The sequence below is a fragment of the Paraperlucidibaca sp. genome, from assembly GCF_982810325.1.
In genome coordinates this window covers 1-19,412 of the sequence record NZ_CEYEMI010000010.1, presented here as the reverse complement: position 1 = coordinate 19,412, position 19,412 = coordinate 1, and the positions used below count along the sequence as shown (strand labels likewise).

The following is a 19,412-nucleotide window of genomic DNA, read 5'->3' as shown; positions in this document are numbered from 1 at the left end:
TGACCTAAGGCTGCTGTCAGGGCATACTAAGCACTAAGAAAAATTCGCCTGGGGTACGTTTTGACTAATCAGCCGAACTGGCTACGCGCCATATTATTGGCCACCGCCATGCTGTCTGCACCGACGGCCTGGAGCGTAGAGCCCGCCAGCAAAGATGCGCCCCCTCGCGAAGCTGCTGTACCTAGCGCACAAGAAGTCACGCTGACGCATTTACAGGCCGAGATTGCCGATTTGCAGGCATTGCTAGTCGGTCAGCTGCCACAAAACGCCTCGCTGCCAGCGCTATTTGAAATTGACTTAAGCGATGCGCAGGCCGTGACGCAGCGCATCCAATCGCTGCAAGAGCGGCTAAGTGTCGAGATAGAGGAAGCGCCAGCGACAAATAGCAGTGCAGAGAAAAAAGACACCGCACCAAGCAAGAAGGCTGGCACCGAGCAAGTGCAATCTAAAGCTCCCGTCGCTCAGGCAGACCATTTTGTTTTATTGCGACGTGAGCGTGATCGCCTGCGCTTGAGCTTTCTACAGCTGCCAGCAGAGCGACGCGTCGCGCTCATTGAGCAAGACCGCTTAAAGCGCGCGCAAGAATCATTGCTGGCCGAACAAGCGGCTTCGGCAAAGGCTTTAGCATCTACTGAACTTGCTCGCGATAACGCGCTGGCCGCTGCTACTGCCGCGCGTAATGATGGCGAGCGCGTATTGGCGACTGAAGAGGCGCGTCTATTAGCGCAACTCAGCGAGCTTGCAGCGCTGCGCCAACAATGGGCCGAATCTAATCAAACCCAGCTCGATCAACGCCGAGAATTATTTGCCCGTTACGCAGCTGTCTCGCAGCAAACACCATTGCCAAGCGCGCAGGCCGACGAACTTTATAGCAGCATTCGTAGCGATTTAAAGAGCCTGCGCGAAGGTGCGGCGCAAGCGCTAAACAGACTCAATAGCGCCAGTCAGCTGCCCCTACGAGAAGAGCCGCTATCGCTAAACGACAGCCGCTTTGCCGCTCACGGCGCGCTAGTCGCACGCATCATCCAGCTACGCCAGCGCATAGCACAAGAAACCGCACAGCTCACAGAGCGCGAGCAGCAAGAGCGCTATCAAGACGCCAATACTAAGATGACTGGCCTGCAAACTTTACAGGCCCAGCGCGTGACTTTACTAGGCCAGCTCAGCCCCGAAAAGCGCTCAGAGGCAACCGGCTTTAATACCCAAGGCATGGCTCGGGTGCTCGATGAAATCGCCCACGTTCGCCTCATGGCTAGCTGGTATCCGCTGCAACGAGCGCATGACGCCCAGAGCCTATTCTCGCTGCTGCAAGATGTGTTTACCGCCGGCAAACTCGGCATTGATTTACTAAAGCTACTGCTGCTTATCGGGCTCAGCGTATGGGTGCGACGCCGCTGCCGAGGCTGGATTAATCGCGCTCGGCAATGGCTCATCACGCATGTGCAGCCAAAGACTTTACGCGCCAATATCGATCGCGCCGCCATCACCCTCACCGCTGTTGCCCGCGAACTCACCTTACTGCTAAGCATCTATCTGATTTTCGACTGGCTTTATGCGTCGGAGTTGATCATTGCTGAAGTGGCTGTGCTGCGCAAACTAGCCTATGCCTATGGCTTTTACGCACTGGCTTTGGCGCTGATTCACCGAGTATTTCTCACCGCCATTTCTCGCTACCGAGCAGTTAGCAACGAGCTCAATCACAAGATTTTGCGCTCATTACGCTGGGTCGCGCGCTGGGCCTTAGTAGTCACCATTTACCTAATTTTTGCGCAAGCCTTACTCGGTCGCGGTGCGCTTTATGGCATTGCCGAGGACGTTGCGACGCTTGGTGGTTTGATCGTGGCTTGGCGCTTAATCCGCGCCTGGCGTAGCGAAGTCACGCAAGCGTATTTGAGCTATTCGCCAAATGGTCGCTTAGCTGAACTAGTTCATAAAAGCCAAAATCATAGCTATGGTTTAGCCCTTGCCGCCATGGCATTTATCTTCGTTGCAGCGCGTGGCTTATGGACATGGGTCAGCGATTTAGCGCTTGGCTTTGAACAAACACGCAAGGCCTTAGCCTACTTATTTCGCCGCCAACTCGAGCGCAAATCGCGCAATCAAGCAGATGCTTTTGAGGTCGCACCACTGCCGGAAGAACTGATGCTGGCATTCAGCGAAGAGCCCGCTACTGCCGACCTCAGCATCGATAACTTCCCTAAGCTCAACACTGTCCTAGAGAAAGCTATCGCGCTCCATGATGGCGGCCGTGGCGACTTGATCGCGCTAACGGGCGATCGTGGCGCCGGCAAAACTAGCTGGCTGATGGCGCTCAAACGCAGCCTGCCGGACGATATGACCTGTGTTTATCACAGCCTAGAAGAGCGTAATTATCAGGCCGATGGTGTTTGCCTATTGCTCTGCCACGCGCTCGGCATCGCAGACTCGACAGATCCAGATCAAATCATTGCTCAGCTGCACGCGCAGCGCCCGCAAGTTGTGCTGCTCGACTTAGGCCAAAACCTAATGTTGCGCACAGTCGGCGGCTTGGCTGGCTACGATGCCTTTGTCTACATCGCTCAGGCCACTGTGGGGCGCGTGCTCTGGGTCATTGCTTTCGCATCATGGCCGTTTGAGTATTTGCAGCGCATCCATCCCAACCGTGATGTCTACGACCAGCACTTGGCACTACCGCCATGGTCTGACCAACGTATTGGCGAACTTATCGATGCACGCATGGAGTCCGCCGGCTTCACTGCCGACTACGACAGCCTGCTTAATAACGATGCCTTAGCGCCAAACCCAACACCACTGATCAACGACGAAGAAGCGGAGCGTGTTGCCGATCGTTATCACCGGCTGGTTTGGGATTATGCCGATGGCAATCCGCGCTTAGCCCTGCATTTTTTCCGTATGTCGTTACAGCTGATCGGCGATAAGCGCGTCGAAGTGCATCTCTTCCCCATGCCTCCGATGAGTGCACTTGAGGACTTCGCCACGCGCACGCACTATGTTTTGGCGTGCTTGGTGCAGCATGAAAACCTCACTGCCCCCGAGGCCGCAAAATCATTATGCTTTGCCTTAAATGAGTGCGAGCGTGCTTTGTACTTGCTACATAAGCGCGGCTTTTTAACCACCTGCGACGACCAACGCTACCGCGTGTCATCGCATTGGAACCGTGCCGTGCTGCGCTTTTTGCAGCGTAAAAAATTACTCGTGGTATGAGGCATACGCAATGAATGACACCACGCAAATTTTGCAATTTATTCGCCCTGGCAGCATCCCCACGGTGCTGATTATTATTGCCTTCGCTTGGGCCGCAGTTCAGCTCTTGCGCAAAGCCAGCGATCAGCTTGGCGACCGCATGGTGGACCGCCGCTTAGCGATTAATCAGCTCGCCACCATCCTTCGTTTCGTTATTTATATCGGCACTATCTCGGCCATTGTGCCGGTGATTTTTGTGCTCTCGGATGAAATGCTGCTGGCCTTGGGCGGCACCATTGCGGTCACGGTTGGCTTTGCTTTTAAAGACTTGGCGGCATCAATTATTGCCGGCATCACTCTGCTCATCGATAAGCCATTTCAAGTCGGCGATCGAGTCAGCTTCGATGGCTATTATGGCGAAATTGTTGCCATTGGCCTGCGCTCGGTACGCTTGGTCACGCTGGATGACAACCTCATCACCATTCCCAATAACAAGTTTCTTAATGACAGCGTTTCCAGCGGCAATGCTGGCGAGCTCAATATGCTCATCCAGCTCGACTTTTATATTGCCATCGACCAAGACCTTGCTAGCGCCAAACGCATTGCGCGTGATGCGATTACTAGCAGCCCATATGCCTATCTCGACAAACCATGGGCAGTGTTGGTTAACGAAGTGGTACATGAGCAATATTTCGCGCTGCGCGTTCGCACCAAGGTCTATGTCATGGATGTGCGCAATGAAAAGCTGCTCGAGTCCGATGTGACCGAGCGCATCGTGCGCGGTTTTGCCGAAGCCAATATTCAACGACCCGCTATTTTATATCGGCTAGCCCCGCGTGAGCCCAGTGAGGCTCTACTCAATAGCGAGCCCGGCACGGCAACGAACATCAGCCCAATGGTTCCTGGCGAGCACGGCGGCCAACCATGATTCCACCGGTTCGAACACAGAAGCCGCGAAAGCGTATTTATATAAAATCTGAGCACTCACCAGAACATGTTTTGCTCCGACGAATCGGTCTTATCCTGGCTTTGATTGGGCTAGTTTTACTGATTTTCTGGCTTGATCGTGATGGCTTAAAAGATACGCACGATGGTCATATGAGCTTCGGTGATGTCGCTTATTTTACCGCCGTCACCATCACCACCGTGGGCTATGGCGACATCGTGCCGATCAGTGATCGCGCTCGCCTAATCGACACTATTTTTGTCACACCGCTGCGCTTAATCATTTGGTTTATTTTCTTAGGCACTGCTTATGAGCTAGTGCTACAACGCTGGCTGGAGACACGTCGCATGACTCGTTTACAAAAATCCCTACGCGACCATGTGATCATTTGTGGTTATGGTCATAGCGGCAGAAGTGCCGCACACGAGGCAGTATTGCGCGGCACGCCTATCGGCCAAGTGCTGATCATTGACCAACATGCTGAGAACTTAAAAGCCGCAGCAGAACATGGCTATATTGGCCTTTTAGGCGATGCCACTAGCGAATATATACTCACCGATGCCGGTATCGCACAGGCTAAAGCAGTGCTCATTTGCCTTGGTCGCGATGATGCTGCCGTGCTCACGATCTTGACCTCTCGCCACCTGAACCCGAGTGTTCGCGTTATCGCATCTGCCAGTGAAGAGGAGAATATTAAGCTCATTCGCCAAGCCGGTGCAGACGCCATTATCGCGCCATCGATTGTCGGCGGCTACTTAATGGCGGACTCTGTTGAGTCCACTCATGTCGCAGACTACATCAATGATCTCATGCAATCCGATGGCCGCGTTCGCTTAATTGAGCGTGCCGTAGAGCCAGAGGAGATCGGTAAAACTATGCGCGAGCTAGGACCAAATTTAGTTGTTCGCATTAATCGCGGCGGTGAACATATCGGTTTCTGGGAGGGCGAGCGTTCACGTGCTCAGCCCAATGATCGACTGCTAGAAATTGAGCCCAGCCAAGCTACAGACACACCTTAGCCTATGATGCTCGCGGCACTGGCTCCTCAGTATTGGGAGCCACTAGCTGCAAGGTCTCAAGAGGCATCTCTACTCCTGCTGCGCGCAATGTTTCAAAAACGCTCTCGCGTAAGGCAAAACGCAGCTCAACATGCTCACGCTCATTGATAATCCACGCCTGCAGCTCCAAGGCAAGGTTATAGTCATTCAAGGCCGTAACTACCACGCGCGGCGCAGGCTCGCTCATATATTCAGGCTTATCCCTAAGGATGCCTAAGAGCAGTTCACGAACACGGCCCAAGCTCTCCTCCACACCCACTGTCACCGCAATATCGATGCGTAAATTAGGAAAGTTGGTGTAGCTAGCTACGGTTTGATTAATTACTTCGGTATTTGGCACCGCCAGCATTTTGCCATCGCGCGTGATGATGCGTGTTGACCGCAGCGTGATGCGATCAACACGACCGTATTGACCATCAACTTCAACTAAGTCGCCAATCACAAATGGTCTATCAATAAAAATTAAAATGCCTGAGATCAAATTCGACAACGCATCTTTGGCCGCAAAACCTATGGTCAAGCCAGCAATGCCCAGTGAAGCAATGACTGCCCCAGTCTGTACGCCAGCCGTATCTAGCGCACTAATAAAACCAACCGCCAACACACCGTATTTCAATAGTGTTTGCATAAATGACACAGTGGTCTCATCAACACTACTGCGCGCAGATGCGACATTTAAAGCCACTCTGAGCAATCGCCAAATAACATAAAAAGCCATGAATACTGCCAAGGCAGTGGCGATGTTAATCAGGCCATTGACGGCCGTTTGCGCCATTTCTTCCATTGAAAAAGCATCTTGTAACCGTGCCAGCAAACGCGAGCTCAACTCATCCATACCAGCCTCTAATTCATTAATGATGACTTTTGTTTACACCACAGCTCAGCCTTGTATGATCCAAGTATTCACTCAATTGCGTCAACACAACTCTGGGTAGCACATGGACTTCTTGCAATGGCTAGATCAAGTAACCCAGCTACTCACACATCCGCTACTTAGTGTCGGGAAAACCGACATCACCGTAAGCCGCATTATCGCCCTCATCGGCTTTTTAGTATTAGCTCGAGTGCTTGTAGCCATTATTGACCGTGGCCTATTACGACTAGCTCGGCCCGACCGCACCGTTACACTCAGCAAATCCGGAATTTATGCTCTATCACGCATCATGCGCTATACAGTCTGGGGCATTGTTGCCTTTATGGGCATCGACTATCTCGGCATCAATTTATCGCACTTGGCGCTGGTCGGCGGAGCCATCGGTGTCGGTATTGGCTTCGGCTTACAGAATATTTTCAGCAATTTTATTTCTGGCATCGTGCTGCTACTTGAGCAAACCTTAAAGGTCGGTGATTTTGTCGACTTGCAATCGGGAGTGGTTGGTCGCGTTAGTGAGATAAGTATTCGCTATACCCGCGTCACGACCAATGACTCAGTTGACGTCATTGTGCCCAACTCCGAATTTATCAATGGCCGAGTGACAAACTGGACCTTCGATAATGAAAATCGCCGCATACATGTTCCCTTTGGCGCGGCCTATGGTTGCGACAAGGAGCTCGTGCGTGAAGCCGGCTTAGCCGCAGCGGCTTCAGTTGAAGGTACGGTGAGTAATGCCACACATAAAAGCGATGTTTGGTTGGTGGGATTTGGCGACAGCAGCCTGAACTTCGAGCTAGTGATTTGGGTAGATGAGGATCTAGTCAAAACGCCAGCTCGCACTCAGGCCTTATATTTATGGGCATTAGAAACCGAGCTGAGCGCCCGTAATATCGAGATTCCATTTCCGCAACGCGACCTGCATATTCGTTCCGGCGTGCTGCGTATCGCAAACGAAAGTAGTGACGCAGAGCCAGCAGCATAGCTACGTTATCGAGCACCAATTGGCTGCGCCAAAATCCATAAGCCTGATGCGGTAAAAGCCATCATTAAAACCAATAGTGGCAGCTGACTCAGCGTGGCTTGGCGCGCCGTCGCGAAAGTGCGCAGCGCGATACGGTGGCCAATATAAACACTGATGACATGCCCCAAGACGATCAGCCCGACCTGTGTATGCCAGACCACGGCAACATCGGGAATGATCGGCGCACGCCATAAACCTGCTGTGCCAAATAGGTTCCAGCCCCAGCCAAAGGGGTCAGACAACATGCTCACCACTTTCACCCCTTGCGTGAAAATCAGCGTGTAGTAATGCGTGATGTTATAGACCAAGGCTATCGGCAGTAGGCTATAGGCAAAGCGCAGGCTGAGCTGCATCACCGTCAATGGGCTACCCGTCAGCAGTTTGGCCAACGCCATGCAGAGCATATAAATCGCGCCATAAACAAAGGGTGAAAGCAGGAGCACACTGCTTTCATAAGCCATGTAGTAAGGCCTCAAGGTAGAGAAATTGTAGATTGGCGCACTGCCTAACCATTCGGTAAGCAGGCCAGTGCGATCTTGCCAAAAAAGAGCAACCCACCAGCTCGTCGCACGCAGGCCATCAAATGCCGTCGACGATAATAAAAATAATACGAATAGCAGCAGTGCTAAATGTCGCGGCTGCTCGCGCAACATGCCAGAGAGCGGCGCCTGCCAAGACACGGCATGTCGGCCGCGATGGAACGGTGACATCAGTGCCATCAGGCGAAACATCACACTAAATAGCTCACCATAGCGCGACCATTTCGCCACGCCAAATAGCGCCATGCCGACCAGGCAATACAGTGTGTAAGCACCTAAGGTCTGGCCTAAGCTTAGTGGCGTGTTATGAGTAAATAGCTCTATCCAAATTAAGCCTAAATAGGCAATAAAAGCTGGCCAATAATTCGCCCATGAAGGGTAGCGAAAATAGCCTCGTCGCCAACGCGGGAAAGCTCGGCTAAAGACTAGACCTAAGCTGGTGAACGGATTTATATCGCGATAATAATTTCCCGTGACCGTACTGAGATAAGTAAAACCCAGCAAAAATACGATCCAGAAAAAGGTCATATTGAAGTTAACGTAAGGGTCGCGATTACCGAAAAGGCCCGTGGCAATCGTGAGCAGCAAAAAGCCCACACTAAGCGATCGCGCCAAGTATGCTTTTGAGGATTTTTTATAAAGTAGCCGCCGTGGCTTTACCACAGCATGTTGTTCGCCGCGCATCATAAATGCGGCTAAAAAAAATGATAACGCCAGTGCCGCCGCGCCACCATAAAGATAGAGCCACAGCGGAACTGGCAAGTTGTATTGGCGGCCAAAGGAATGGGCCAATGCCAATGATGGCATCAGCCCACACACTAGCGCCGCAAGCGCAATGCTTCGGCGCATGACTTAACGATTCACCGTTTGTTCCCACATTTGAATATAGGCTTCGGCCGAACGATAAAGCGCATCGATAGCTTCCTTACCGCCCTCCAAACGAACCTCTTCAACATAGTCAGCCATCATGCCGTAATGCGCAGTACCGACTTCATCGATAGGCCATGTTTTGCCACTTTCAGGCTGTGTCTGCAGATTGACTTGTACTGGTGCGATACCGTCGAACTGTGGCCCCCAATCTTCTCCTTGAAACAGCGTGAACGGGTATTGCACAGGTTTGCTACCCGCGCCACGAGGGCCTGCACGGTCAGTAATACCATTAGCATCCATACCGTAGCCTAAAGGTATGGGGCCACGGTCTGCGGGCCAAATTGGCTTAAGCTTATTTAAGAAATCGACATGGCCTTTGCCATTGGGCTTCATTGGATAGATCAGGCCGCCACCAGCAAGCAAGTCCTTTGCTTGCTGCAAGCTCAAACCACCTTGTGCACCATGCGCTGATATCAATGGGTACTTCGGTGTTTGTGCATTGGCCATTTCCAGCATTTTGCCTTTAATGGAAAGCTCAGCATGATCAATATCGATGATAAAGCCTTTCGCCATCAAACGTTTCATCACGTACTCACCGAGATCGGTCATGCCACGTGCATTACATTGGCGACGATCGGATGGGTAGAGCGGCAAGGTGCCTGGTAGCACACTTGAAGTCGCACCTAATATCAAGCTAGTGAGAGGGTCGTTACCTAAGCCGGGAGGGGTAATAGTGATCTTGGCTCCCGCATTGTAAAAATATTTGTCGCCTTCACCACCATCCGGGCAGTCGTATGTTTGCCAAAAGCCACCTGTGGCGTAAAAGCCAACAATATTGAGAATATCCTGAAACAACCCCGTTCCGCCTAGGGCACTGTTTATGTCGTGATACGGAAAAATCTCGCGCACGCCCAGATCCCATACTTCATCGATTTGGCGATCTATACTTTCCTTCGTACAACCTCGCACTTCGCCCAGCAAACCACCTGGCGTGAAATGTACGGTGCAATCAAACACGTTGGCAAACTCTAGACCTGCCACTACCGCAAGCTTGCCATCGTTAATCACACGCCGCGCTTCTTGCGGAGTTTTCACGATACGAAACCAGCCCAGACCTGGGCCACCTTCTTGAGCATCGACATAGTCTTGCAGCTGAAATAGATACTTTACCTGCGAAATACCTAGGCGCATGTCGTTACATTCTGCTCCAGGGCGCAGCACAGCCAATCGACCCACTTCGCAAAGCGCAGCAATATTTGTGCCTTCAGTAACCATAATTCGCATGCCTGCCTGCCAAGCACGCTCGACCCACTTGTAGTACATAGCTTGGTGAAGCTGTGAGTCAGCTTTTGGCCAGTCAATAAATGTGGGCCACCCCTTCGTGTCATGCATTGTTAAAGGCGTCATGTCGAGGATAAGAGCCTCGGGATCACGAATACCTTGCGGTCCATGCCAATCAGCACAATCCGCCATCGCATGCGGCACGCCAAAGCGATGGAACATTTGGCCATACATCACACCGCCAGCAGATGGACCAACAATGTGTTTGCCATCGGACATTTCATGACCCATGGCCATGTGCGTATGCACTTCAGCAAAGCCGATAACAGGCTTATCAATACCGCGGCCAACATAGGTTTTACCTACAATATCGGTGCTAATTTCAGGGTACGGCGTGCAATCGGTAGTCGGCACAAAGCGGAATTCGCCGGCTTTATCGGAGCTAGAAGACAAGATCAAGGCATTTTGCTCGCCTAGCTGCATCCGCTTATCCGTATCGCTATTGCTTAGCGTAAAGACGCCAGCGCGAGGCATATCTACTGACCACACCGTGGCATTGCTTGGCTTCATGGCGCTGCCAATCGCGGCACCCGCATTACTCAATAATGTTTTGTTTTTTGCCTGGATTAAATACTCACCCAAGGCCGTTGGCTTCATATAGAACGCTTCAGCATTGGCTGGAGAGCTTGCGCTGAAGGCATAGCCGCCAGAGCCATTGCTCGCAGCATAGGCATTGCTTGCAACCGACTGCAGTGCAAAGCAGTTATTCGCCATCGCATACTTTGTCTTTGGTGCAAGGCGCGTTTGCGGATTCTCAGATCCAGCAGCGGCACCATCGCTGCTATTGCCACAAGCTACCAAGGCGCTCGTTGCTACCAGTAGCGCCGCCATGGCGATACGTGTAGAAAAACCTGAAATATTCATGTCTAGCCTCGTTATTATTTTTTTAATGTTTTTAGTTTAGGTAAGGAAAAGAGCCGGCTGAGTAGCGCATCGCGTAGCGATAGCGGCAGCCAACGCGCTAACAATGGCAATGCTCGACTGCCCTTGCCCAAACGTATATATGCAGGAGGTGTTCTACGCAGCATTGCTGCTGCCAGTTGCTCAGCAAAGACTGCAGCTGGCGTTGCTTGCTGCTGTGATGCCGATGCGCGCTTCATGATAGCGTTCGCTAGTGGCGCATATAGCGAGCCAGGCCTCACCTCAACGGTGTTACTCGCTGTCGCGCCAAACGATGAGGCAATGGCTCCTGGCTGCACCACCATGACGTGAATGCCTAAGGGCGCAAGCTCCATGCGCAGTGCATCGGAGAGTGAGTGCACGGCGGCCTTCGTGGCACAGTAAGCGCCCGCAAATGGCGTGGTGAGCACACCCGAGACACTGCCAACGTTAACGACTAAGCCTTGCCCTTGCGCGGCCATAGTAGGAATAACGGCCTGTGTCATTGCCAAGAGGCTGAGCACATTGGTTTGAAATTGTTGCGAAGCATCAGCTGCTGAAATATCGGCGAGAGGCCCCATAAGACCGTACCCAGCATTGTTCACAAGGCCGGTCAGGGCGATATTGCGTTGCGCTAGCTCAGCCATTAATGCCGCAATAGAGTTAGGGCTGTTTACATCTAGGCCTAGTGTCAAAATGCCTTTTTCTGCTAACTCGCCTAATGTCTCTGGGCGGCGCGCAGTCGCACACACCGAAGCTCCGCGCGCATGCAGCGCCAAGGCAAGTGCATGGCCAATGCCGCTAGAGCAACCGGTGATTAAAATCATTAGCGCGGCTCCACTTCAAGTACGCTGATTACGCGATGTAGGCGATGCGTTTCGAGCTCAAAGCGACCGCTATGCTCAAGTCGAACGCGGAGCGTGGCAGGCTCGTTTGCATTGATCTGTACTGCTTGCTCGTAGCCGTGCAAATGCACTTCGTCGGGCACATCGCTGATGAAAGACAACAGCAAAGTTTCATTCTGAGGCACCTCAACTTGCTGCGGCCCGATGATTTTCCCTGCTTGAATTTGCCAATGATAATCGGCGGTTTCGATAGCCGCCTTGGGCTCGTTATTTGTTGTTAGATCGGGGGTTGCGACAAAAGCTACCACGGAGGTTTGCGGCGCGCTTGGCGCCATGAAAAACCACAATGCAATCAGAGAGATAATCGCCAAGATGGCGTAGATAAAATTTCGCATAAACACTAGCTGCCGTCATTTTGTGACAAAAAAGTGGCGGACATTTATGTCACTTTTTGTCGTTAATTTTTATTTTAAGCAACATAACAAAAATCGATGCTCACACAAACTACTTAATTGTAACAACCGCTGTGAAGTACGCCATTTTCATGGCTTATTATCACGTGAGCGATTCTGCTTAATTTACATACAGATCTCAGGCTGAGGCGCGCATGCGGTATGATGCGCGTCTATTTCTAGAGTTTCTCCTATGTCTTTTGCTGATCTGGGCCTGATGCCCGAGCTGCTGCAAGCACTCGAGGCCGTGGGTTACACCACGCCCACGCCAATTCAACGTGACGCTATCCCAGTGGTTTTAGCCGGCCGCGACTTACTCGCCGCCGCACAAACTGGCACCGGCAAAACTGCCGGCTTCACGCTGCCCATGTTGCAATTGCTGAGCTCACGCCATGCCATGCACCCGAGCACACGCCATCGCCCACGCGCGCTGATTTTGACTCCAACGCGTGAACTTGCCGCGCAAGTCGAAGAAAGCGTTAGCACCTATGGCAAACAGTTATCGCTAAACTCGATGGTGATGTTTGGTGGTGTTGGCATGCAGCCGCAGGTCACTAAGCTACGCGGCAAAGTCGATATTCTGGTGGCAACACCTGGCCGTCTACTCGATCACGTTGGCCAAGGCACCTTGGATCTTGGCGGCATTGAGCTATTCGTTCTTGATGAAGCTGATCGCATGCTCGACATGGGCTTTATTCGCGACATCCGCCGCGTGCTCGCGATATTGCCCAAGCAGCGCCAAAACTTACTTTTTTCTGCAACCTTTGCCGATGAAATTCGCAACCTCGCCAATAGCTTGCTGAAAGACCCAGCCACAGTCGAAGTTACGCCGCGCAATACCACCGTCGAGCGCATCGAACAGACCATTTACCCAGTCGATCGCGAAGCCAAACGTCAGCTCCTTGAGAAGCTCATCCTCGATGGTGAATGGTCGCAAGTACTGGTGTTTACGCGCACCAAGCATGGCGCCAACCGCCTTGCCGATCAGCTCGATAAAAACGGCATTGCGGCCATGGCCATCCACGGCAATAAAAGCCAGACAGCGCGAGAAAAAGCGCTGCGCGAATTCAAGTCCAATCGCCTGCGCGTGCTAGTCGCCACCGATATTGCCGCACGCGGCATCGACATCGACTCCCTGCCTTATGTGGTCAACTATGAGTTGCCGCAAGTGGCGGAAGACTACGTTCACCGCATTGGCCGTACTGGTCGCGCCGGAGCCGGCGGTGAAGCGGTGTCATTGGTTTGTGTCGATGAGCTGAAGTTGCTCGCAGATATCGAACGCACGATTAAACAGAAGCTTAATCGCGTCATCGTGCCCGGCTTTGAGCCCGACCCTAACGCCAAGCCTGAGCCACTGCGCAAGGCGCCACCACCCCGTGGTCCTCGCCGCGATAAGCCTGCGCGTGCAGCTGATCAAGTTCGTCGCGATCAGCCCAGCCAGCGCCGACGCTCATCGGGCAATGGTCCGGCTGCGGGCGCAGCACCTGCGCCCTCGTCGCGACCAACATCACGCCCAAGCTCACGGCCTTCGTCAGGCTCTAAGCCTTCGCGATAAGCCTTCGCGCTTAACAGCCTAAAACGACATCAGCGCGCCCTAAAAAGCGCGCTGATGTCGTTTTAGCCGCCTATTTCCACCAAGGATAAATCGCCGGCATCTTGCTGGCACGGCTGGTGTACTGCGGGTCACGCTTCTCTAAAAACGACTGCACGCCCTCTTTGCCATCTTCCAGGCTAGTGTAGAACATCGCCAAGGAATCGATGCGATGCGCCTCAATAGGATGCGGCTGCGCGGCGTTGCGATACATCATCTGGCGAGCAAAGGCGACGGCCACTGGCGACTTGTTCTGGCTGAACTTCCGCGCGAGCTCATAGGCCGCTGGCAGCAAATCATCGGGCGCATGTACCGAGCGCACGAGCCTGCCAGCGAGCACTTGCTCTGCCGTTAAAATATCGCCGCTATAGACCCATTCCAGTGCTTGCTGAATACCAACAATACGCGGCAAAAACCAGCTCGAGCAGGCTTCAGGCACTACGCCGATTTTGCCAAAGACAAAACCAATACGGGCTTTCTCCGATACCAAACGAATATCCATAGCCAAGGTCATGGTTGCGCCAATACCAACCGCAGCACCGTTAATGGCACCAATGACCGGTTTCTTGCAGTCGTAAATCGCCAAAGTCACACGACCGCCGGTATCGCGCACACCATCGAAAATAGCCGGATCATTCAGGCGTGAATGCATATCTTCAACACTGGGCTGTTGTGACTCATCTAAACCAAAGACATTGCCCGGTGCCGTTAAATCCATGCCAGCACAAAAGGCACGGCCAGCGCCCGTTACCACAATGGCGCGAACCTCATCATCTTCGCTAGCACGACCAAAGGCGTCCACTAACTCATTGGCCATGATCACCGTAAAGCTATTGAGCTGATCGGGACGATTAAGCGTCAGCGTGAGGATGTGTTCACTCACGTCATATTTCAGGGTGGTATAGCTCATGCAACGCTCCAATGACTAAGTTTTCGATGAACTGCGGTTGTACCTGAGCGAAGCACTTTCGACAACCGCGCAATCCATGTCCACTTTCTGTCATAATTTTGTCTTATAAATATCACAGAGGTTGGGTCATGGATCTAAAGCATTTAGAAGGCATGGATCGCGCGATGGATAAAAACCGCGGCGATCAAGTCCGGCTCGGCATAGGCCTGCTCTTTATTTTAGGCGTGATGTTATACGCCGCCAGCCAAAGCGTTGGCGAAGTTAGCATCATGTTAGTTATGGCCGCGATGGTTGGCGGCTATATGGCAATGAACATCGGCGCGAACGATGTCGCCAATAATGTTGGCCCCGCCGTGGGCTCACGCGCACTGACGCTCGGTGGCGCACTTGCGATCGCCGCTGTCTTCGAGGCCGCTGGCGCTATCATTGCCGGTGGCGAAGTGGTTGGCACCATTCGCAATGGCATTATCGACCCCAACTTAATTCCAGACTCCGACACTTTTGTTTGGATCATGATGGCCGCACTAATCGCTGGCGCACTCTGGCTAAACATTGCCACGGCTATCGGCGCACCAGTTTCGACTACACACTCGATTGTTGGCGCTGTTCTCGGCGGCGGCATCGCTGCCTCCGGCTTTGATATTGTGAACTGGTCCACGATGAGCGGCATCGCGGCAAGCTGGATCATCTCACCTGTGCTCGGCGGTCTCGTCGCTGCGGCGTTTTTGTATTTGATTAAACGCAGCATTACCTACAAGCCCGACATGATGGCGGCAGCTCGGAAAGTGGTGCCGTGGCTAGTCGCGGCCATGGCCTTGGTGTTCAGCGTCTATATCCTACAAAAAGGCCTGAAACAGATAGTTCACATCTCTCTGATGCAGGCCACATTAATTGGCTTAGTCATTGCTCTCGGCGTTTTTGTTCTTGTGCGTTGGCGACTAAGGCAGCCTAAGTCGCAGTTCCTCGAAGGCAAGCAAGGCGTAAATAGCTTATTCACCGTGCCACTGATTTTCGCCGCCGCCCTGCTCAGCTTTGCTCATGGCTCCAATGATGTCGCCAATGCCATCGGCCCATTAGCAGCCATTGTCGATGTCTACACGGCGCATCCAGGTGAGTTCGGCACCTCGGCGGCTATCCCTTTATGGGTAATGATGATTGGCGCGCTGGGCATCGTGATTGGTCTAGCTTTGTTTGGCCCAAAAGTCATTCGCACTGTCGGCACCGGCATTACCGAGCTTGATCAAATGCGCGCTTTTTGCATTGCTATGGCGGCAACCATCACGGTGATTATTGCCAGCCAGCTCGGCTTGCCTGTGAGTTCGACACATATCGCCGTGGGCGGTGTATTTGGTGTGGGCTTTCTGCGCGAATATCTGAAGAAAAACTACGATCGCATGGTTATGGAGATTAAAGATCACCACCCAGAAGATGACCAAGCTGCCATCGATGTTTTCTTACAACACTTTAATCACGCCGACATTCATCAAAAAGGGGCGATGCTGCGTGACCTAAAGGCACTGTCTAAGGCCAATGAAGATCCCGCGCACTTCTCTAAAGGTGAGCGCAAAAATCTGAAAAAGGTCTATCGCAAAGAGTTGGTGAAACGCTCGCAAATCATGCGCATCGTTTCGGCGTGGATCATCACTGTGCCAGCCACGGCACTGATGGCCAGCCTGATCTTCTTTATGCTGCGCGGCATGCTTGCTTAAGGCCAAAAGCTACTCTGCAGCCTGAGCACCTTAGCGATGGCACGGCACTTGCTGTGCTTTCGCTAAGATGTCTGCTTACCGAGGCTCGCTGTGTCCATTATAATTGCACTGCATCATGTATCGGACTACCGATATGACCGTCCTGTACAACTTGGCCCACAGTTAGTGCGTTTGCGCCCGGCACCACATTGCCGCACGCGCATCCTCTCTTATAGCCTCGGCATCACGCCTGAAGAGCACTTCGTTAACTGGCAGCAAGACCCGCAGGCCAACCATCTTGCGCGCTTGGTCTTCCCAGAAAAAACCACGCACTTCCGCGTTACCGTTGATCTAACGGCTGAGCTTTCCGTCATCAACCCTTTTGACTTTTTCCTTGCTCCTGAAGCGGAGCAATGGCCGTTTACACCCAGCGAGGATGAGGCGCTAGAACGTGAGCTCGCACCATATCGACGCGTGAACGCGTTGACGCCATCGCTAACGCACTATCTTGATGCGATCCCGAAAACCAAACGCCCGACCATCGACTTTTTAGTCGATATCAACCAGCGCTTATTTAACGATATTGCCTACACCATTCGCCTAGAACCCGGCGTGCAAACTCCCGATGAAACACTGAGCAAACGCTCTGGCTCCTGCCGCGACACGGCATGGCTAATGGTGCAACTGATGCGCCATCTTGGCGTCGCTGCGCGCTTTGTCTCGGGCTACTTAATTCAGCTCACACCCGATGTGAAATCAGTCGATGGCCCCAATGGCCCCGAGGTCGACTTCACCGACTTGCATGCATGGTGCGAAGTCTATTTACCTGGCGCCGGATGGGTTGGCCTAGACCCGACCTCCGGTCTGTTTGCCGGCGAAGGTCATCTACCACTAGCCGCCAGTCCAGAGCCTACTTCTGCCGCGCCAATCAGCGGTGTTGTTGATGAGGCCGAGTGCGAGTTCAGCCATGAGATGTCCGTTACTCGCCTCGATGAGCAACCGCGCGTCACTCAGCCACTCACGGATGCTCAGCGCGAAGCCATGATTGCCCTCGGGACACGCATCGATGTTGACCTGAAAAAACAGGATGTACGCCTAACCATGGGTGGAGAGCCGACTTTTGTCGCCGCCGACGACCCTGATGGTGCCGAATGGAATACCGATGCCCTCGGCCCAACCAAACGTGCTCGTGCGATCGAGCTTTATAAGCGCATGGCCGATCAATACGCCAAAGGCGGCTTACAACACTTCGGCCAAGGCAAATGGTATCCCGGTGAACAATTACCGCGCTGGTCTCTGAACTGCTTTTGGCGACGTGATGGCAAGCCGCTGTGGAAAAACTCTGCGCTGTTTGCCGATGAGCAAACACCTGGCAATGCCACCAGCGCTGACGCTGAAAGCTTCTTAAAAAAGCTCAGCCTCGCCCTGCACCTCCCACAAGGTAGTCTGTTTCCCACCTATGAGGACACGCTGTATTACCTTTGGCGCGAGAGAAGCTTGCCAAGCAATGTGCTACCCAGCGACTCGCGCCTCAAAGACCCGATGGAACGTGCTCGCATGGCGCGCATTTTTGCCGAAGAAGGCCTCGGCGAGGTAGTGGGCTATGCCCTACCGCTAGCACGCAGCCACAACGGCAAACGCTGGCAAACTGGGCAATGGTTTTTGCGCGATGAAACTTGCTACTTGCTGCCTGGTGACTCGCCCATGGGCTATCGCCTGCCGCTAGAGTCATTGCCATGGGTGAAATCATCAGACTTCCCCTATTTGCATGCGCAAGATCCACAGCAGTCCTACCCTGCGCTATCGCTGACATCATCCCTATGTTCACCGCGCATGACGCGTGCCGATGAGCGCGATGCTGAAGCCGAAATGCATGCGGCTAAACCTAGCCTCAACGCCTCCGCCGACGGTATCGTGCGCACCAGCCTATGCGCACAAGTCCGCGATGGTCATTTGTATCTATTCCTGCCGCCGCTAGCCGAGCTACCTGCGTTCATTGAGCTGATGGCCGCCATTGAAGCCACTGCAAAAATCCTCAAGCAGCCGGTGATTTTAGAAGGCTATGAGCCGCCAAAAGACCCGCGCCTAGAGCGCTTTTCAGTGACGCCAGACCCTGGCGTGATCGAAGTCAATATTCACCCAGCCACAAGTTGGGCGGAGACAGTCGAGCGCACACAATTTCTCTATCAAGCCGCGCATGAGTGCCATTTAAGTCCTGAAAAATTCATGGTCGATGGCCGCCACACCGGCACCGGCGGTGGCAATCACACCGTGCTTGGTGGTGCCACGCCCGTCGATTCGCCATTTTTGCGGCGACCAGATTTGCTGCGTAGTTTGGTCAGCTTTTGGCATAACCACCCGTCGCTGTCATATTTGTTTTCAGGACTGTTTATTGGCCCAACCTCACAGGCACCACGCATTGATGAGGCGCGCCAAGATGCACTCTATGAACTGGAAACTGCGTTTGCGCAATTTCCACCAGCTGGCGAAAGTTGTCCGCCATGGCTAGTCGATCGTCTGCTTCGGCATTTGCTCGTCGATGCCACTGGCAATACGCATCGCGCTGAGTTTTGCATAGACAAACTGTATTCGCCCGATAGCAGCACTGGACGTCTCGGCCTGCTCGAATTACGCGGCTTTGACATGCCACCACATGTGGACATGTCGTTGGCGCAACAGGTCTTATTGCGCGCACTGGTCGCGCATTTCTGGCAAACGCCGTATGCGCCTGAGCGACTCGCACGTTGGGGCACGACGCTGCATGATCGCTTCATGTTGCGCCACGAAGTCGAGCAAGACTTCCACGACGTCTTAAGTATTTTGAAAGATGCCGGCTATGCCGTCTCACCCGACTGGTATCGCGCGCAGTTCAATTTCCGCTTCCCGCACTATGGTGACTTGGACATCAAGGGCATGCACATGGAGCTAAACCAAGCGCTTGAGCCCTGGCATGTACTCGGCGAAGAAGCTGGCGCCGGTGGCACTGTGCGCTATGTCGACTCTTCGGTAGAGCGTGTTGAGGTGAAAATCAGTGGCATGGCGCCCGATCGCTATACCGTCACCTGCAATGGTGTTGCGCTGCCACTCCGGCAAACCGACGTCGCTGGCGAATACATTGCCGCCGTACGTTATCGTGCGTGGCAACCGAGCAACTGCCTACACCCGACCATCGGTGTGCATGCACCACTGACCTTCGACATTATCGACACTTGGCA

At 53.2% G+C, this 19,412-nt stretch carries 13 protein-coding genes; 7 read left to right on the top strand and 6 right to left on the bottom strand.

Annotation, left to right across the window (positions count from 1 at the left end):
- Positions 1-60: 60 nt before the first annotated feature.
- The 3 genes from AC3DKE_RS05285 to AC3DKE_RS05275 are packed head-to-tail and all read left to right on the top strand — an operon-like array spanning position 61 to position 5,148.
- Entirely contained in the window at positions 61-3,204 is a 3,144-nt protein-coding gene (locus AC3DKE_RS05285; RefSeq protein WP_379071122.1) for a hypothetical protein, read from the top strand.
- Positions 3,205-3,214: 10 nt separating this feature from the next.
- Positions 3,215-4,111 carry a mechanosensitive ion channel family protein gene (locus tag AC3DKE_RS05280; RefSeq protein ID WP_340676122.1) on the top strand — a complete coding sequence of 299 codons (897 nt, stop codon included), beginning with the start codon at positions 3,215-3,217 and terminating at the stop codon, positions 4,109-4,111.
- Entirely contained in the window at positions 4,108-5,148 is a 1,041-nt protein-coding gene (locus AC3DKE_RS05275) for a potassium channel family protein (RefSeq protein WP_411729499.1), read from the top strand. Before AC3DKE_RS05280 ends, AC3DKE_RS05275 begins: the two co-directional genes overlap by 4 nt.
- Before the next feature lies 1 nt (position 5,149).
- On the opposite strand, the gene AC3DKE_RS05270 is transcribed toward AC3DKE_RS05275, so the two are convergent.
- The gene (locus AC3DKE_RS05270; protein ID WP_484217275.1) at positions 5,150-6,022 is read right to left on the bottom strand and encodes a mechanosensitive ion channel family protein; all 873 of its coding nucleotides are present in this window, start codon (positions 6,020-6,022) and stop codon (positions 5,150-5,152) included.
- 103 nt (positions 6,023-6,125) lie between these two features.
- On the opposite strand from AC3DKE_RS05270, the gene AC3DKE_RS05265 reads away from it, so the two are divergent.
- Complete coding sequence (locus AC3DKE_RS05265; protein ID WP_411729501.1) at positions 6,126-7,043, top strand: mechanosensitive ion channel family protein; 918 nt, start codon at positions 6,126-6,128, stop codon at positions 7,041-7,043.
- 5 nt (positions 7,044-7,048) lie between these two features.
- On the opposite strand, the gene AC3DKE_RS05260 is transcribed toward AC3DKE_RS05265, so the two are convergent.
- Genes AC3DKE_RS05260 through AC3DKE_RS05245 form a run of 4 tightly spaced genes read right to left on the bottom strand, consistent with a single transcriptional unit; the run spans position 7,049 to position 11,951 of the window.
- A complete protein-coding gene (locus AC3DKE_RS05260) occupies positions 7,049-8,470 on the bottom strand; it encodes a hypothetical protein (RefSeq protein WP_484217274.1) in 1,422 nt (473 codons plus the stop codon).
- Between the two features lie 3 nt (positions 8,471-8,473).
- Positions 8,474-10,696: a hypothetical protein gene (locus AC3DKE_RS05255; RefSeq protein WP_487990179.1), complete on the bottom strand. Its 2,223-nt coding sequence runs from the start codon at positions 10,694-10,696 to the stop codon at positions 8,474-8,476.
- A gap of 14 nt (positions 10,697-10,710) precedes the next feature.
- Entirely contained in the window at positions 10,711-11,538 is an 828-nt protein-coding gene (locus AC3DKE_RS05250; RefSeq protein ID WP_411729504.1) for an SDR family oxidoreductase, read from the bottom strand.
- On the bottom strand, positions 11,538-11,951 hold the full coding sequence (locus tag AC3DKE_RS05245; protein WP_379071143.1) for a hypothetical protein: 414 nt from the start codon (positions 11,949-11,951) through the stop codon (positions 11,538-11,540). The genes AC3DKE_RS05250 and AC3DKE_RS05245 overlap by 1 nt, the downstream gene beginning before the upstream one ends.
- A 250-nt stretch (positions 11,952-12,201) precedes the next feature.
- Here AC3DKE_RS05245 and AC3DKE_RS05240 point away from each other — a divergent pair, with 250 nt between their 5' ends.
- Entirely contained in the window at positions 12,202-13,563 is a 1,362-nt protein-coding gene (locus AC3DKE_RS05240; protein WP_340676114.1) for a DEAD/DEAH box helicase, read from the top strand.
- Positions 13,564-13,633: 70 nt separating this feature from the next.
- On the opposite strand, the gene AC3DKE_RS05235 is transcribed toward AC3DKE_RS05240, so the two are convergent.
- Positions 13,634-14,509 (bottom strand): crotonase/enoyl-CoA hydratase family protein, encoded by an 876-nt coding sequence (locus tag AC3DKE_RS05235; RefSeq protein WP_411729505.1) that lies wholly within the window; start codon positions 14,507-14,509, stop codon positions 13,634-13,636.
- 128 nt (positions 14,510-14,637) lie between these two features.
- Here AC3DKE_RS05235 and AC3DKE_RS05230 point away from each other — a divergent pair, with 128 nt between their 5' ends.
- Positions 14,638-16,218 (top strand): inorganic phosphate transporter, encoded by a 1,581-nt coding sequence (locus tag AC3DKE_RS05230; RefSeq protein ID WP_411729506.1) that lies wholly within the window; start codon positions 14,638-14,640, stop codon positions 16,216-16,218.
- Between the two features lie 90 nt (positions 16,219-16,308).
- Positions 16,309-19,412 (top strand): transglutaminase family protein (locus AC3DKE_RS05225; protein ID WP_487990178.1); only part of this gene is annotated, 3,104 nt, incomplete at its 3' end.

Bases quoted from the DNA above. Each gene is read 5' to 3' on its own strand.
- AC3DKE_RS05280 (WP_340676122.1), top strand. From the start codon at position 3,215: ATGAATGACACCACGCAAATTTTGCAATTTATTCGCCCTGGCAGCATC.
- AC3DKE_RS05275 (WP_411729499.1), top strand. From the start codon at position 4,108: ATGATTCCACCGGTTCGAACACAGAAGCCGCGAAAGCGTATTTATATA.
- AC3DKE_RS05270 (WP_484217275.1), bottom strand. From the start codon at position 6,022: ATGGATGAGTTGAGCTCGCGTTTGCTGGCACGGTTACAAGATGCTTTT.
- AC3DKE_RS05265 (WP_411729501.1), top strand. From the start codon at position 6,126: ATGGACTTCTTGCAATGGCTAGATCAAGTAACCCAGCTACTCACACAT.
- AC3DKE_RS05260 (WP_484217274.1), bottom strand. From the start codon at position 8,470: ATGCGCCGAAGCATTGCGCTTGCGGCGCTAGTGTGTGGGCTGATGCCA.
- AC3DKE_RS05255 (WP_487990179.1), bottom strand. From the start codon at position 10,696: ATGAATATTTCAGGTTTTTCTACACGTATCGCCATGGCGGCGCTACTG.
- AC3DKE_RS05250 (WP_411729504.1), bottom strand. From the start codon at position 11,538: ATGATTTTAATCACCGGTTGCTCTAGCGGCATTGGCCATGCACTTGCC.
- AC3DKE_RS05245 (WP_379071143.1), bottom strand. From the start codon at position 11,951: ATGCGAAATTTTATCTACGCCATCTTGGCGATTATCTCTCTGATTGCA.
- AC3DKE_RS05240 (WP_340676114.1), top strand. From the start codon at position 12,202: ATGTCTTTTGCTGATCTGGGCCTGATGCCCGAGCTGCTGCAAGCACTC.
- AC3DKE_RS05235 (WP_411729505.1), bottom strand. From the start codon at position 14,509: ATGAGCTATACCACCCTGAAATATGACGTGAGTGAACACATCCTCACG.
- AC3DKE_RS05230 (WP_411729506.1), top strand. From the start codon at position 14,638: ATGGATCTAAAGCATTTAGAAGGCATGGATCGCGCGATGGATAAAAAC.